The organism is Kitasatospora sp. NPDC056327 (assembly GCF_042261735.1).
Lineage (GTDB): Bacteria > Actinomycetota > Actinomycetes > Streptomycetales > Streptomycetaceae > Kitasatospora.
In genome coordinates, this window is the sequence record NZ_JBHJRC010000031.1 from 1 (window position 1) to 15,849 (window position 15,849).

Here is a 15,849-nt window from a genome sequence, read left to right on the forward strand (position 1 = left end):
GGCCAGGGGCGGGAGCCCCTGGCCGCCGGAAGTACGGGAGTGCGATCAGCTGGTGGCGCGGGTGGTGCTGCCGCAGGCGCCGACCGGCAGGGTGCGGAAGCCGTAGCTCTTGATGTCCGCGATGGCGGTGGCGTTCTTGCAGACCCAGCCGTTGCTGCCGAAGATCGCGCGCAGCGCGGTGCCCTGGGTGTCGGTGGCGGCCCACTCGGTGTCACGGACGACGTTGTAGACCACGCGGCCGAAGACGGAGTTGGAGAAGCTCAGCGACAGGGTGTTGTCCGCGGCGACCGGGGCGATGCCGTCGATCGAACGGATGGTCAGGTTGCCCGCCTGGTCGGTGCCGGCACCGTGGCCGTTGTAGACCTGGCCGATGTAGTGGGCGACGGAGTAGGGAACGATCGCGTCGGCGTCGTTCAGGATCGGGTCGGTGCCCTGGTTCTCCTGGACGGTGGGGTTGACCGTGACGCACGCACCGGCGTTCGCCAGACCGAGCGCCTGCAGGAAGAAGGAGCGGGTGCCCGAGCTGGCCTGCGGGAGGTAGGCCTTGATGGTGGTGGTGGGCAGCGTCAGGTCGGCCGGGTTCAGGCCACGCCAGGTGGTGACGTCGCAGTTGTAGATCTTGACCAGGTCGGCCTTCGAGAGGTTGATCGGAGCGTTGCTGCCCGTGGTCTTGGTGGCGTAGGAGACCGCGTCCTTGGCGAAGGCCACGAACAGGTCGCTCAGCGGGTCGCCCGGCGCACCGCCCGGGACGCTGTTCTTCGGGCCGCGGGAGGAACGGGCGAAGTCCACCGTGGTCTTGGAGACGGAGGTCAGCGAGGCGATGCCGGCGCCCGAGCCGTTCGGGCGGTTGAACGGGGTGGTGGCACCGACCTTGGTCTGGATCGTCGCGGAACCGGTCGCGTCCCAGCTGTACAGACGGGGCAGGGTGCTGCCGGCGCCCAGGAAGGCGTTGTAGTCGGTGGAGAACTGGTTCAGCACGGCCTGGGTGGTGTCCGAGCCGACACCCACGATGTCCTGCGCGAGCGGCAGGGTGGGCAGGGTCGACGGGTCGGCGACGGCGGTGCCGGTGGCGACGGTGGCGACCGAGGTGGCGATGGCGACGGCGGCGAGCAGCTTGGCAGCGGTCTTACGCATGGTTCACTTCCTCCGGTGGGAGAGACGTGCATCGCGTTCCCGGGTACTGCTGGTCAGTCCCGGGGCCGGCGGCCACGTCCGCGGTGGCCGCTCCGGCAGTGCCGATCCTGTCGGTCGGCGCGGTTCCGTCGGAAGGGTGGACGACGGGCGCCGGCGATTGTCGATTTCTCGGTTCGGAGAGGTTTAGCAACAGGTCAGCGCAGCCGCAGGGGGGTGGAAAATCGCAGGTCAGAGGCCGGTGACGTTCTTCTCCAGGTGGCGGCTCGGGGGGTTGCCGGATACCTGCGCTTCACCGGAAGTGGGGGAAGCGGGGGCCGCGCGCCGGGCGGGCCCGGGCCGGCCGGCGGCCGGGGCGGGACAACGCGAGAAAGCCGCCCGGGGGGCGGCTGGGGGACGGTACCGGACGGGCCGTCAGAAGAGCCAGGCGTCCTCCCGCCCGGGGCGGCGCAACTCCTGCCCCAGGCGCTGGAGTCCGGCGAGGAAGCCGGTCACGCCGGCCTGGCACTGGTCCCGTCTCAGGTACCCGCGGGCGCTGCGGGCGACCGGGCCGGCCGCATCGGCGGCGCCCGGGCGGGTGGTGCGCACCGGCAGGTACGCCGTCCACACCCACAGCCGGGCGTCCGACTGGCCGACGGAACATCGCAGTGCCGCCCGCTCGATGATCAACTCACGTACCGCATCGGCGAGTTCCGACTCGCCGCGGTAGGTGCGCACGCCGACACCGAGCTGCCGGCCGTTGGCCGCCCGCAGCGCCCAGGACAGCGAGCGGTCGCCGACCGGGACGGTGAGCAGGCGCGGCCCGCGCCGGTCAGCGGACATCGGACGTTCTCAACGACGGCCCCCGTTCGGGAAGTTCTGGAATCTCCAGGGCGGGTTGCTTGGCCAGCAGTACGACGAAGCGCCGGAACGCGTTCTGACAGGTCGCGTACCGCTCGTAGGCGCGGCTGGACCGCACCTCCGGCAGGGTGCGCGATCCCGGGATCACCCAGATCCAGCCGATGCCGTCCCGGACGTGCGTGATCCGGGCGGTGAGCCCCTCCGCGACGGCCCGTAAGCCGTCGAAGGCACGCTCCGCCTCCCCTGCCGTGTCGTACGCCGCCGGCGTGACGGCGACGAGCCGTCCGTTCGGTGCTTTCAGCTGCCAGCGGTACCGCCCGTCCGGTGCCCGTTCGGCCCGGAACCCCCCTCGACCTGCCCCTGCTGCGGTGTGACCGCGGCCCGACGCGTCCACTGCTCCCCCACCGTCCGGTACCTCTCCGAGACGGAAGCAAAGCTATGTGTGCACACGAGAGCGCCGGAAGGCCGGGAAATGCACAACTTGCTCCGTTGGCCGGGAAGTTCTCTCTCGTTAAACTTTCACCGGGTGCACACCAACCGCGCGCCAACCACCCCCGGGCGCGCTGCGCGTCGTTCACTGACCGTTCGAAGACGCCCGGGGGTCGTCCGATCGTCCGGACGGGTGTTCAGAGCCGGGCCGTCCACCGCACGCAGGTGCCCCTGCCGTACGGGCCCGGCTCGTGCCAGGCGTCGCCGCCGAGCGCCTCCGCACGGCGCGTCAGGTTCCGCAGGCCACTGCGCCGGCCGCCCTCGGGGATGCCGACCCCGTCGTCGGTGACGGTCAGCAGGACACCGGGCCGGCCGCCCCGGTCGAGGGACTCCGGATCGCCGCCGACGGGGTGGCCGGCGTCGTCCAGGTGCACGGTCGCGTCGACCTCCACGCCGACCCGGGAGGCGCGTGCGTGCCGGGCCGTGTTGGAGAGCATCTCCCTTAGCGCGGCCAGCAGTTGACGACCGGTCTTCTCGCCGACCAGGCTCTCCACCGGGCCGACGAAGGAGACCGAGGGCTTGAAGCCGAGCGCCGCCGCGGTCTGGCTGCACTCGCGCAGCACCCGGGTGCGCAGGGTGTCGGGCGTGTCCCCGTGGTTGTCGTGCTGGAGCGCGTAGATGGTGGTGCGCACCTCCTGGATGGTGGCGTCCAGCTCGTCGACCGCCTCGCCGATGCGGACCTTCACCTCGGGGACGACGGCGCGCCGGGCGGCGCCCTCCAGCATCATGCCGGTGGCGAACAGCCGCTGGATGACCAGGTCGTGGAGATCCCGGGCGATCCGGTCGCGGTCCTGGAAGACGGCGAGCCGCTGCTGGTCGCGCTGGCCCTCGGCGAGCCGCAGGGCGAGCGCGGCCTGCGAGGCGAAGGTCTCGGCGAGTTGCTTCTCCGCCTCGGAGAACGGCACCGCGCCGCGCGAGCGCCAGACGCAGAGTCCGCCGAGCACCCGTCCGGCGGCGACCATCGGCACGGCCAGCGAGGGGCCGAAGCTGCGGGCCAGCCGCATGACCACGGTCGGGTCGACGGACATGTCGTCGAGGTGCACGCTCTCCCCCGCCAGCAGCCGGGAGGCGAAGCCGTCCGGCGGCAACAGCTCGCCGCGGACGAACTCGGCGGCCTCCCCGGAGGTGTGGGCGACCCGCAGCCGGCCGTCCACGGTGGGCAGCAGGATCATCCCGAGCGCGGCGTCCGCGAGCTCCCGGACCTGCTCGGCGGCGACGGTGAGCGCCACCTCCGCCTCGTCGGTGGAGAGCAGGGCCGTGGTCACGGCGGCCGCGCCGGCGATCCACCGCTCCCGGCGGCGGCCCTCCTCGTAGAGGCGGGAGTTCTCGATCGCGACCCCGGCCGCGGCCGCCAGCGCGTGCACCACCTGTTCGTCCTCCGGGGTGAAGGCGCCGCCGCCGCGCTTCTCGGTGAGGTAGAGGTTGCCGAACACCTCGTCGCGGATCCGGATCGGCTCGCCCAGGAAGGTCCGCATCCCCGGGTGGTGGTCCGGGAAGCCGTAGGAGCGGGGGTCGGCGGTGAGGTCGGCGAGCCGCAGCGGCTCGGGGCGGTCGATCAGCGCGCCGAGGATGCCCCGGCCGACCGGCAGGTCGCCGATCTCGCGGACGGTCTCGTCGTCGACGCCGACGTGGATGAAGTCCTGCAGCCCGTGGCCACCGGGCGCGACCACGCCGAGCGCGGCGTACCGGGCGTCCACCAGCTCTGCGGCGCCGACCACGATCCGGTGCAGGGTGGCGTGCAGGTCGAGCCCGGCGCCGACCGAGACCACGGCCTCCAGCAGCCGCTGCATCCGGTCGGTGACGGCCGCCGCCGACTGCAGCCGCTCGGACACCTCGGTGACCAGCGTGTCCAGCCCGAGCGAGGAGATCTCGGGCACCCGGTGCGGCGCGGGGTCGGGCACCGGGTCCGGGGCGGCGAAGTCGGGCAGGTCTGGCGTGGGGTCCATGAGTAGAGCGTAGTTTGTACGGTTTTCTACATAAGTCGCGGCGCGACGGGCGCGAACCGGACGGCCCCCGGGCGGGCCCGCTCAGCCCACCGTCAGCGGCAGGCCGTCCGTCTCCCGCTCGCGCTCCCACATCGCCCGCAGCCACCCGTCCGGGCGGGCCAGCAGGTCCGACCAGGTGCCGCGCTCGACCGCCCGGCCGGCGTCCAGCACCAGCACCTCATCGACCGTGGTGTCGTCGAGACCGGCCAGCCGGTGGGTGATGAGGACGGTGGTGCGGCCGGCCGTGGCGGCCAGGAGGTCGGCGGTGAGGGCGTCCGCGGTGGGCAGGTCCAGGTGTTCGGCGGGCTCGTCCAGGACGAGCACCGGGAAGTCGGCGAGCAGCGCCCGGGCGAGGGCGAGCCGCTGGCGCTGGCCGCCGGAGAGGCGGGCGCCGTGCTCGCCGACCATGGTGTCCAGCCCGTCCGGCAGGGTCTCGGTGAAGTCCAGCAGCCGGGCGGCGGCCAGGGCGGCGCGCAGCTCGTCCCCGGTCGCCCCCGGGCGGGCGAGGCGCAGGTTCTCGCGCAGCGAGCTGTCGAAGACGTGCGCGTCCTGGGCGCAGAGCCCGATCACCCGGCGGACGTCCTCCCCGGTGAGCTCCCGGCCGTCCACGGCCTGCGGCCGGCCGGCCGCGAACACCACGCCGCCCGCGCTCGGGTCGAGGAAGCCCAGCAGGGCGTGGGCGAGGGTGGTCTTGCCGGAGCCGGAGGGGCCGACCACCGCGATCCGCCGACCGGGGGTGAGGTCGAGGTCGACGCCGGCCAGCGCGTCGGTGTCCTGGCCGGGGTGGCGGGCGGCCAGCCCGCGGACGGCGATCGGCAGCGGGCGCTCGGGCAGGGGCTTCGGCACGGCGGGCGCGGCGACGGCGGCGGGCGCGTCGAGCACCTCGGCGAGCCGGGCCGAGGCGGCCAGGCTGCGCCGGCGGGCCTGGACCGCGAGCGGCAGCCCGGTGACCGCCTCGAAGGCGGCGAGCGGGGTGAGCACGACCACGGCCAGGCAGACCGGTGCGAGCGCCCCGGACTCCACCCCGCGCAGGCCGACGGCCGCGGCGGCGGCCACGGTGAGGCCGGCGAGGAGGGTGATCAGACCGGTACCGAGCGCGGCGGTGGCGGCCGAGCGGGCGGCCAGCCCGGTCAGCGCGGCGTCGGCCGCCCGGACGGCGGCGAGCCGGCCGGGCAGCGCGCCGGCCACGGTCAGCTCGGCCGTCCCGCTGAGGGCGTCCAGCACACTGGTGGCGAGCCGGCCCCGGGCCGGGGCCTGCCGGCGTTCGGCACCGGCCGACCAGCGGGCGGTCAGCGCGGGCACCACCAGGCCGGCGAGCAGCAGACCGAGCCCGAGCACCGCCCCGGCCGCGGGGAGGAAGGCGCCCATCGCCAGCGCGGCGGCGAGCGACACCAGGGCGGCCACGGCGGCCGGCAGCCGCCAGCGCAGGTAGTGGTCCTGGACGGCGTCCACGTCGGCGACCAGCCGGGAGAGCAGGTCCCCGCGCCGGAACGCGGGCAGTGCCGCCGGGGCCAGCGCGCCGAGCCGGCGGTAGACGGCGGCCCGCAGGGTGCCGAGGGTGCGCAGCACGGCGTCGTGCGAGACCAGGCGCTCGGCGTAGCGGAAGACGCTGCGGCCGATGCCGAAGGCGCGCACGGAGGTGACGGCCATCATCAGGTGGAGGACGGGCGGCATCTCGGAGGCGTAGGAGATGAGGTAGCCGGAGGTGGCCATCAGCGCGACCGCGCAGCCGAGCGCGAGGGTGCCGAGGAGGACGGAGAGCGCCAGCCGGGGCCTGACCGCCCCGTCGCCGCCCGCGTCGCCGTCCCCCGCCCCGTCCCCGTCCTCCGCCGCGGCCGGCGGCGTGGGGCGGCCGGAGTGGGCGAGCGCCGGCACGGGCCCGCCGGACGCCGGGGGAGCGGCCGGGCCGGCCAGCCGGACCAGGCGGTCGGCGGCGGCCAGCAGCGCCGGCCGGTGGGCGACCAGCAGCACGGTGCGCGAGGGATCGGCGGCGAGCGCCCGGACGGTGTCCACGACGGCCGCCTCGGAGGCGCCGTCCAGGTGCGCGGTGGGCTCGTCGAGCAGGACCAGCGGCCGGTCCCCGGCGAGCAGCACCCGGGCGAGCGCCAGGCGCTGGCGCTGCCCCGCGGACAGGCCGGCGCCGTCCTCGCCGAGGGCGGCGTCCAGGGCGGTCACGAAGTCGAGGGCGTGCGCGGCCCGCAGCGCCGTCCACAGCTCGTCGTCGGTGGCCTCCGGCCGGTGCAGCCGCAGGTTGTCGGCGACGGTCCCGGCGAACAGGTGCGGGTGCTGCGGCACCCAGGCGATCTGCCGCCGCCAGCTCGCCGGCTCCAGCTCGGCCAGGTCGTACGCGCGGCCGTCGGCGGCGGTGATCCGCACGGTGCCGGCGGCCGGCGCGGCGAGGCCGAGCAGCACGCCGAGCAGGGTGGACTTACCGGCGCCGGACGGGCCGGTGAGCGCGACGGTCTCGCCGGGGCGCACCAGCAGGCAGGCGCCGTCGAGGGCGGCCCCGGTCCGGTCGGGGTAACGCACGGTGAGACCGTCGGCCTCGATCACGGCTCCGGCGAGGTCCGGGGCGGGGACGGTGCCGGCGGGCGGCAGCGGGGTCTCCAGCACCTCGAAGATCCGGTCGGCGGCGGTGAGCCCCTCGACGCTGGAGTGGTAGAGCGCGCCGACCTGGCGGATCGGGAAGTAGACCTCGGGGGCGAGGATCAGGATCAGCAGCCCGGTCTCCAGGTCGAGGGTGCCGTTCACCAGCCGGAAGCCGATGGAGACGGCGACCAGCGCGACCGAGAGGGTGGAGAGCAGCTCCAGGGCGAAGGAGGAGAGGAAGGCGATCCGCAGGGTGCGCAGGGTGGCCCGGCGGTAGTCGGCGGTGATCCGGCCGATGGTGGCGGCCTGGGCGCGGGCCCGGTTGAACACCTTGAGCGTGGGCAGGCCGGCGACCACGTCCAGGAAGTGGTGGGAGAGCCGCGACAGGGTGGCCCACTGGCGGTCCATCCGGGCCTGGGTGGCCATCCCGATCAGCACCATGAACAGCGGGATCAGCGGCAGGGTGCCGGCGATGATCGCGGCCGAGGCGACGTCTGCGCCGACGATCCGCAGCAGCACGGTCACCGGGACGACCACGGCCAGCGCCAGCTGCGGCAGGTAGCGGGCGAAGTAGTCGTCGAGCGCGTCGATCCCCCGGGTGGCGAGGGCGGTCAGTTCGCCGGTGCGCCGGCCCGCCGGGTGGGCCGGGCCGAGCGCGGTGGCGTGGTCGAGCAGCCGGCGCCGCAGGGTGGACTTCACCCGGGCGACGGAGCGGTGGGCGGTGAGTTCGGTGAGCCAGCCGACCAGCCCGCGTCCGAACGCGGTGAGCACCAGCAGCACGAGCGGGGTGGTGAGCCCGCCGAGCCCGGCCCGCTGCTGGAAGCCGCGGACCACGAGCTCGGCGAGCAGGCCCGCCTGGGCGACCACCAGGGCCGCGTTCACCGTGCCGAGGAGGACCGACCCGGCGAGGAAGGTCCGGGTGGTGCGGGCGTGGCCGAGGAGGCGGGGGTCGACCGGCTTCATCGCGTCAGGCCTGGTCGAGGGCGGCGGCCGGGTCGTGCCCGGGGATGTGCTGGACGCCGATCCGCTTGCGGAACACCCAGTACGTCCAGCCCTGGTAGAGCAGCACGAGCGGGGTGAAGACAGCGGCCACGACGGTCATCAGCTTGAGCGTGTAGGGCGAGGAGGCCGCGTTGGTCACGGTCAGGCTCCACTCCGGGTTCAGCGTGGACGGCATGACGTCGGGGAAGAGCGAGAGGAAGAGCATCGCCACCGCGGCCACCACCGTGGCGCCCGAGAGGACGAACGCCCAGCCCTCGCGGCCCACCTGGTTGGCGGCGAGCGCGCCGACCAGCGCGAGCACGGCGGTCACCAGGGCGGCGAGGCTCCAGCCGTTGCCGTGGTCGGCCTGGGTCCAGATCAGGAAGACCGCGGCCAGCGCCGCCGTCACCAGGCCGGTCCGCAGCGCGGTGTCGCGGGCCCGGTCGCGGATCCCGCCGACCGTCTTGAGCGCGGCGAACACCGCGCCGTGGAAGGTGAACAGGCTGAGCGTCACCAGGCCGCCGAGCAGCGCGTAGGGGTTGAGCAGGTCCCAGAAGGTGCCGACGTAGTTCTTCTGCGCGTCGATGTCGACGCCGTGCACGATGTTGGCGAAGGCGACGCCCCACAGGAAGGCCGGGATCAGCGAGGTCCAGAAGATCGCCTCCTCCCAGTTGCGCTGCCAGCGCGGCTCGGGCCGCTTGGCCCGGTACTCGAAGGCGACGCCGCGCACGATCAGGCAGACCAGGATCAGCAGCAGCGGGATGTAGAAGCCGCTGAACAGGGTCGCGTACCAGTCCGGGAAGGCGGCGAAGGTGGCACCGCCGGCGGTCAGCAGCCAGACCTCGTTGCCGTCCCAGACCGGGCCGATGGTGTTGATCAGCACCCGCCGCTCGGCGGTGTTGCGGGCCAGCGGCTTGGTGAGGATGCCGATGCCGAAGTCGAAGCCCTCCAGGAAGAAGTAGCCGATCCAGAGGACGGCGATCAGGACGAACCAGACGTCGTGAAGTTCCATGGTGTGTCGGTCCTATCGATCCTCAGTGGCCTCAGTAGGCGAAGGCGAGGGGCTTGTCGGCGTCGTCGTCCGCGGCGGGCCCGCGCAGCGACGGGTCCTTCGTGGGCGGCTGTTCGTCGGTGACCGGGCCGGCCTTGGCGTACTTGACCAGCAGCCTGACCTCGACGACGGCGAGGATCGCGTACAGCGTGGTGAAGGTGGCCAGCGCGCCGATCTGGGTGCCGACGCCCACGTTGGGCGAGACCGCGCTGGCGGTGGTCATCAGTCCGAAGACCGCCCAGGGCTGGCGGCCCATCTCGGTGAAGATCCAGCCGAAGCTGTTGGCGATCAGCGGGAAGCCCATGGTGAGGATGCCGATCCGCCAGCTCCACTTGGTGAGGAGCGGGCCCATCTCCCGCTTCGGGGTGAGCATCAGCCTCGGCACCTCGGTCTCGCCGGTGCGGAACCCCGGGGCCAGCAGGAACTTCCGCCGGGTGGTCCAGAGGCCGATCAGGCCGGCCACGAAGGAGGTCATCCCGAAGCCGATCATGAGGCGGAAGCCCCAGTAGGTGACGAAGATGCTCGGGATGTAGTCCTTGGGGTCGCCGCCGTACTTGGCGGCCTCGGCGGCGGCGGTGTCGTTGATGCCGGGGACGGAGGAGCTGAAGTCGCTGTTGGCGAGGAAGGACAGCGCCGCGGGGATCTCCAGCTCGACCGAGTTGTGGCCCTTGCCGACGTCGCCGACCGCGAAGACCGAGAACGGCGCGGGCGCCTTGGTGTCCCAGAGCGCCTCGGCGGCGGCCATCTTCATCGGCTGCTGGCGGAACATGACCTTGGCGAGCGAGTCGCCGCTGAGCGCGGTGCCCAGGCCGAACACCACGGCGAGGACGAGGCCCAGCCGCAGCGAGGTGCGCATCACCGCGGTCTTCTTCGGGTCGGCGGTCTCCGGCCTGCGCCTGGCCTTCCACAGGTGGAAGGAGGCGATGCCGACCATGAAGGCCGCGCCGGTGAGGAAGGCCGCAGTCAGGGTGTGCAGGACGACGGTGACGGTGGTGTCCTGGAACAGCACCCGGACGATGTCGGTGAGCTGCGCCTTGCCGGTGACCGGGTCGATCGTGTAGCCGACGGGGTGCTGCATCCAGGAGTTGGCCGCGAGGATGAAGTAGGCGGAGAGCACGGTGCCGAGTGCGACCATCCACATGCAGGCGCAGTGCAGCTTCCTGGGCAGCTTGTCCCAGCCGAAGATCCACAGGCCGATGAAGGTCGACTCGAAGAAGAAGGCGATCAGCGCCTCCATCGCGAGCGGGGCGCCGAAGACGTCGCCGACGAAGCGGGAGTAGTCGGACCAGTTCATGCCGAACTGGAACTCCTGGACGATGCCGGTGACCACGCCCATCGCGATGTTGATCAGGAAGAGCTTGCCCCAGAACTTGGTGGCGTGGAAGTACTTCTCCTTGCCGGTCCGCACCCACGCGGTCTCCAGCCCGGCCACGATCGCGGCGAGGCTGATGGTGAGCGGGACGAAGAGGAAGTGGTAGACGGTGGTGATGCCGAATTGCCATCGCGCGATGGTTTCGTGAGCGATTGCCAGTTCCACGTCGCCCTCTCTCCGACCGACCTGTCGAGGTCACATTTGGGACAAACTTCATCTATAGCCGGAGCCCGTCGCCCAGACACGCAAGCTTGCCCGCTTGTGAACGTGAACACGTTCACAAGCATCAGTATCCACCACTCTTACGAGTGATCTGCGGGCGGGGTGGGGTTTGACCGGCAGCGATGCCGTGCGCACGGTCGGCGAACGGGCCCGGCGCCGCACGACGGGCGACGGGCGGCGGGTGGACGGGCGGCGGGCGGACGGCGGGGCGGCGGCGGCGGCGGGGAGTCGTCCCCGCCGCCTCCGCCCGCTACGCCCGGCCGAGGAGCTGGGTGCCCGGAGCGGAAGGGGCGCGGGCGGTGAAGTAGTCGACGAAGCCGCGCAGGAACTCCGCCACCGTGATGACGCCGTCCCCGTCGGTGTCCAGCCGGCGGAAGCCGTGCGAGAGCTCGGCGGGGTGCACGCGCCGCCCGCCGAACAGCACCCGGTACTCAGCGAAGTCCAGCAGGCCGTCCCCGTCGGTGTCGGCGGCCGTGAACACCGCCCGCAGCGCGGGCAGCAGACCGCGCTCCAGGTACGCCGGGTCGCGGTCGATGCCGGCCAGCGTGGCGGCGACGTACTCGGCGCGGCCGATCCGGCCGTCGCCGTCGTCGTCCATGCCCGTCCGCAGCTGCTCCCACCAGGCCGCGAACGCCGCGTACACCGCGGCCTCGCCCTCCTCGGAGAGCTCCAGCTGCCAGCAGACGTTATGCGCCATCGCCTCGAAGTCGCGCGCGGTGAGGTGACCGTCCCCGGTCTGGTCGAGGACGTCCCGGAAGAACCGGTCCAGCCGGGGCGGCCGGGTGTCCTGGCGCGGCATCCGGCGGGGCCGGGCCGGCGGGCGCTCACCGGGGGTGCGGTAGCGGCAGCGCTCCGGCAGCCGGGTGAACACCGCCCGGGCGCCCCGGTGCAGCACCCGGGACAGCAGCACCCCGCGCCGGGTCGGGACCAGGCCGAACCGCTCGCGGTACACCGCCGGCAGGTCGGCCACGGTCAGCTCGGCGACCACCCGCGCCACCACCGCGCGCAGCACCCGCCAGCCGGCCGGTCCGAGGAAGGCCAGCCGGCGCGGGCAGGGCGCCTCGTTCAGGACGCCCCGGAGCAGGTGCCGCGCCGTGTCGGTGAACTCCAGCCGTTCGACGGTCGTCCGTCGCAGGTAGCCGGGCAGGTCGGCGGCGGTCGCCGGCAGCTCCCCCGGCGGCAGCCCGAACACCGCCGCGATGTCGGCGAACTCCTTGTACAGCGTGTCGAGCTCGTCCGCCGTGTACGGGTCCCCGCCCAGCTCCCGCATCGCGGCGACCGCCTCGAAGAGGGTGAGCAGCACCCAGGCCCGGGTGGCCGGGTCGTGGGCGTCGTAGGCGCGGCCGTCGGGGGCGGTGCCGCGGATCCGCCGGTGCGCCCGGTCGAGCCGCTGGACCTCGCGCCAGAGCTGCTCCTCGTCGGCCTGGAAGAGCCGCCGCCCGCTGCCGAGGGTGTGCTCGATCCGGCGCCACGGGTGGCCGCGGTAGGTGGAGTGCTCCGCCATCCCGGCCGCGACCACCGGGTGGGAGGCCTGGAGCACCAGCAGCCGCCAGGCGACGAGGGCGATCCGCCACTCACTGAGGTCCTTCCGAAAGGACACCCCGGGCCGTGGTGCTGACGCTGTCATCCGGATCTCTCCTGGGGTGGCGGACCTTCGCATACGGGCGTGACGCTTCCCGGCCGTCCGCCGGGGAAACCAGGAGCGGGATTGATCTGATGGTCCCACTTATCAGCAGCCGTCAGCCCTGCTCGGCCTCCGAGGACTTCCGCGGCGCCGCTGGCCCGGCGAGGTCCGCCGCGTCCGGACGCAGCGCCGCAGCCGCGACGTTTCTGGCGCCGGCGGGGCCCGCCGGCGGGCTCAGCGCTGGTGCGGGAGTTCGAGGCGGAAGGTGGCACCGGTGCCGGGCGCGGTGTGCAGAGTGAGGGTGCCGCCGTGGGCGTGGGTGAGGGCGGTGGCGATGGCGAGGCCCAGGCCGGCGCCGCCGCGCCGGTCGGAGCGGGCCCGGGAGCCGTCGACGCGGTAGAAGCGGTGGAAGACCAGGGCGGCCTGGTCCGCGGTGAGGCCGGGGCCGGAGTCGGCGACCTCCAGCAGGCAGAGCCCGCCTTCGCGGCCCACACCGATCCGCACCGGGGTGCCGGGCGGGGTGTGCTTGACGGCGTTGCCGACCAGGTTGGTGACCACCTGGCGGAGCCGGGCCTCGTCACCGAGGACGGGCGCGGGCCCGGGCGCGCCACGGCCGGCCGGGCCGGTGAGCGCGACCGGGCGGCTCGGGTCGAGCGCGGTGAGGTCGTGCAGGGCGTCCGCGGCGAGCGTGCGCAGGTCCATCGGGGCGAGGTCCAGCGGGCGTTCCTCGTCGAGCCGGGCGAGCACCAGCAGGTCCTCGACCAGGGCGCCCATCCGGATCGCCTCGTTCTCGATCCGGCCCATGGTGCGCCGCACGTCGGCCTCGGTCGGCAGCGCGCCCATCCGGTGGAGCTCGGCGAAGCCCCGGATCCCCGCCAGCGGGGTGCGCAGCTCGTGCGAGGCGTCTGCGACGAACCGCCGCATCCGGGCCTCGGACTCCGCCCGGGCGGCGAACGCCGACTCGATCTGCGCCAGCATGCCGTTCAGCGCGATGGAGAGCCGGCCGACCTCGGTGTGCGGCGGGAGCCCGGGCATCCGGTGGGAGAGCTCGCCGGCGGCGATCCGCTGGGCGCCCTCCTCGATCCGGCGCAGCGGCCGCAGCCCGGCCCGGACGGCGAAGAAGCCGAGGCCCGCGATCAGCAGCAGCACGGCCCCGCCGATGGCGAGGAACGCGGTGCGCAGCCGGGCCACCGTGCCGTCGATGTCCTCCCGGGAGACCGCGACCATCACGTAGGCGGAGGTGGGCGAGGGCGCGGCGAAGGCGCTGACCGGGAAGGTCTGCCGCTGGACCGGCAGGACCAGCGCCCGCCAGCGGTGCCGGCCGCCGCGCCGGTCGGGCAGGTCGAAGGGGGTGTCGGGGGAGACCCCGGCGGGGTCGAAGCCGTCCAGCTGCGGCGCCGGGTCGGTCTCGGAGACCGGCTGGCGGACGACGAACTGCACCTTGCCGTCCGCGGACAGGTACTGGACCAGGTACTGGCTGGGCAGCGTGGCCAGGTACTGCGGGGCGCGCTTGCCGCCGACCGCGGGCTGCTGGCGGCCCCCGTCCTGCCAGTTGAGCCGGGACGGGGCGCGGCGGGCGAGCGGCTCGCCGAAGCGCTCAAGCTGCTCGTCGAGCCGCTGCACCAGCTGGTGCCGGACGGTGCCGAGCACCACGGCGTCGCTGACCACCAGCCCGGTGGTGACCAGCACGAGCGCCAGCACCAGCAGCCGGGCGCGCAGCGACAGCCGGGCGAACGGACGGGCCAGCGGACGGGCCGACGGCCGGCGGAGCAGCGGGCGGCGGGGGATCAAAGGACGCATGCGGGGCCGGGCGGCTCAGCCCTGCGGCGGGCGGCGCAGGGCGTAGCCGATGCCGCGCACGGTGTGGATCAGCTTGGGTCCGTGGGCGGGGCCCGAGTCGAGCTTGCGGCGGAGGTAGGAGATGTACGACTCGACGATGGACAGGTCCCCGCCGAAGTCGTAGGCCCAGACGTGGTCGAGGATCTGCGCCTTGGACACCACCCGGCCGACGTTGGCCATCAGGTAGTGCAGCAGCTTGAACTCGGTCGGGGAGAGCGCGACGACGCAGCCGCCCCGGGTCACCTCGTGGGCTATCGGATCGAGCACGAGGTCGGCGACGAACAGCCGTCCGTCCTCGGCCGGGCCGCCGGAGCGGCGCAGGATCGCCCGGATCCGGGCGATCAGCTCCTCCAGGCTGAACGGCTTGGTGACGTAGTCGTCGGCGCCCGCGGCGAGGCCCTGGACCTTGTCCCCGACGCCGTCCTTGGCGGTGAGGAAGAGCACCGGCAGGTGGTCGCCGGGGTGGCCGTGGGCGGGGCCGGCGATGAGGCCGCGGCTGGTCTGCTCACGGAGCCGCTCGACCACGGTGAAGCCGTCGAGGTCGGGGAGCATCACGTCCAGGACGACCAGGTCGGGGCGGTCGGCGGCGATCAGCCGCAGCGCCTCGGCACCGGTCGCGGCGGAGGCCACCCGGAAGCCGGAGAAGCGCAGCGACGCGGACAGCAGTTCGCGGATGTTCGGTTCGTCGTCGACGACGAGGAGGTAGGCCTCCCCCTGGCCGCCGCTGTTCGCCGCCGAGGTTCCTGGTGTCGACACAGTGCCTTGCACGGGGGTTCCGCCTCCCGGTCGGACGATGGCGTTCTGATCGAGGCTAGCCCGGGGAGGGTATGGGCCATCGATGAATGTTGGATTAACACCTTATCGGGCGGTTTTGGCCGGACGGACCCGCACTCCGGCCCTGGATGGTGTGCGCACGGCCAGGACGGCTCCCGGACGGTGCGGGCCGGGACGGTCCGCGCAGGTCCGGGCGGTGCGGACGCTGCGGGTGGTGCGCGGAACCGGTGGTCCGGGCGGTGCGGACGGCGGCGCGAGGGAGCGCGGCCCGGCTCCGGGGGAAGCCGGGCCGGGCCGCGCGGAGCGTCCGGGGCCGCGGGGTCAGCCGCCGGACGCGGACCGGGAGCCGGGGCCGGCGCCGAAGCCCGCCCCGCCCTCGACCAGCTGGGTCGCGGCGTAGCCGCCGTCGCCGGCCGGGGTGCCGACCACGGTGACGCTCTGGCCGGGCTGCAGGTCGGCGACCCTGCCCTCCTTGTTGAGCTGCACCTTGGTGGAGTCGCCGGTGGTCACCTTGATCGTGTTGCCGTTGGCGTCGGTGAGGTAGACGGTGCTGCCGTCCACCGCCTTGACCGTGCCCCGGGTGAAGCCGCCCTGACCGCCCTGGCCGGTCCCGGTCCCGGTGCCGCCGGTGCCCTGGCCGCCCTGGCCGGACCGCCGGCCGCCGGTGCCGCCCGGGAGCCCGGTCGCCCCCGCCCGCGGCTGCTGCGCCCCGGAGGCGGTCGTCCGGCCGGAGCCGGCGGCCCGCTCGGAGCCGTGGTCGCGCTGGTACCACGCACCGCCGGCGAAGGCCCCGGTGGCGATCACCGCCCCGGCCAGGGCGAGCGGCACCCACGGCAGCCGGCGGCGCGGGGGCGCGGCCAGCTCCGCGGCGACGTCCCGGGCGTCCGGCGGCGTGGAGAGCAGGACGACCTGCTCGGCGGGGGTGCGCGGCTCGATCTCGTCGCTCATGGTC

General features: G+C 74.0%; 11 protein-coding genes. All 11 read right to left on the reverse strand.

Features of this window, described 5'->3' with window-relative positions; genetic code table 11:
- Window positions 1–45: 45 nt before the first annotated feature.
- The gene (locus tag ACFCX4_RS07455) at window positions 46–1,134 is read right to left on the reverse strand and encodes a substrate-binding domain-containing protein (RefSeq protein WP_376139668.1); all 1,089 of its coding nucleotides are present in this window, start codon (window positions 1,132–1,134) and stop codon (window positions 46–48) included.
- 411 nt (window positions 1,135–1,545) lie between these two features.
- Window positions 1,546–1,953 (reverse strand): hypothetical protein, encoded by a 408-nt coding sequence (locus ACFCX4_RS07460; protein WP_376139669.1) that lies wholly within the window; start codon window positions 1,951–1,953, stop codon window positions 1,546–1,548.
- Complete coding sequence (locus tag ACFCX4_RS07465) at window positions 1,943–2,365, reverse strand: hypothetical protein (RefSeq protein ID WP_376139670.1); 423 nt, start codon at window positions 2,363–2,365, stop codon at window positions 1,943–1,945. Before ACFCX4_RS07465 ends, ACFCX4_RS07460 begins: the two co-directional genes overlap by 11 nt.
- A 232-nt stretch (window positions 2,366–2,597) precedes the next feature.
- Window positions 2,598–4,406 (reverse strand): GAF domain-containing protein, encoded by a 1,809-nt coding sequence (locus ACFCX4_RS07470; protein ID WP_376139671.1) that lies wholly within the window; start codon window positions 4,404–4,406, stop codon window positions 2,598–2,600.
- Between the two features lie 81 nt (window positions 4,407–4,487).
- On the reverse strand, window positions 4,488–7,997 hold the full coding sequence (cydD, locus tag ACFCX4_RS07475; RefSeq protein WP_376139672.1) for a thiol reductant ABC exporter subunit CydD: 3,510 nt from the start codon (window positions 7,995–7,997) through the stop codon (window positions 4,488–4,490).
- A 4-nt stretch (window positions 7,998–8,001) separates the two neighbouring features.
- Window positions 8,002–9,027, reverse strand: a complete 1,026-nt coding sequence (gene cydB, locus ACFCX4_RS07480) for a cytochrome d ubiquinol oxidase subunit II (protein ID WP_376139673.1) — start codon at window positions 9,025–9,027, stop codon at window positions 8,002–8,004.
- Between the two features lie 31 nt (window positions 9,028–9,058).
- Window positions 9,059–10,603 carry a cytochrome ubiquinol oxidase subunit I gene (locus tag ACFCX4_RS07485; RefSeq protein WP_376139674.1) on the reverse strand — a complete coding sequence of 515 codons (1,545 nt, stop codon included), beginning with the start codon at window positions 10,601–10,603 and terminating at the stop codon, window positions 9,059–9,061.
- Between the two features lie 307 nt (window positions 10,604–10,910).
- Window positions 10,911–12,260, reverse strand: a complete 1,350-nt coding sequence (locus ACFCX4_RS07490; RefSeq protein ID WP_376139675.1) for an oxygenase MpaB family protein — start codon at window positions 12,258–12,260, stop codon at window positions 10,911–10,913.
- Between the two features lie 258 nt (window positions 12,261–12,518).
- Entirely contained in the window at window positions 12,519–14,084 is a 1,566-nt protein-coding gene (locus ACFCX4_RS07495; protein WP_376139676.1) for a sensor histidine kinase, read from the reverse strand.
- A 15-nt stretch (window positions 14,085–14,099) separates the two neighbouring features.
- Window positions 14,100–14,879: a response regulator transcription factor gene (locus ACFCX4_RS07500; RefSeq protein WP_376139677.1), complete on the reverse strand. Its 780-nt coding sequence runs from the start codon at window positions 14,877–14,879 to the stop codon at window positions 14,100–14,102.
- A 339-nt stretch (window positions 14,880–15,218) separates the two neighbouring features.
- Window positions 15,219–15,845 carry a hypothetical protein gene (locus ACFCX4_RS07505; RefSeq protein ID WP_376139678.1) on the reverse strand — a complete coding sequence of 209 codons (627 nt, stop codon included), beginning with the start codon at window positions 15,843–15,845 and terminating at the stop codon, window positions 15,219–15,221.
- Window positions 15,846–15,849 lie beyond the last annotated feature (4 nt).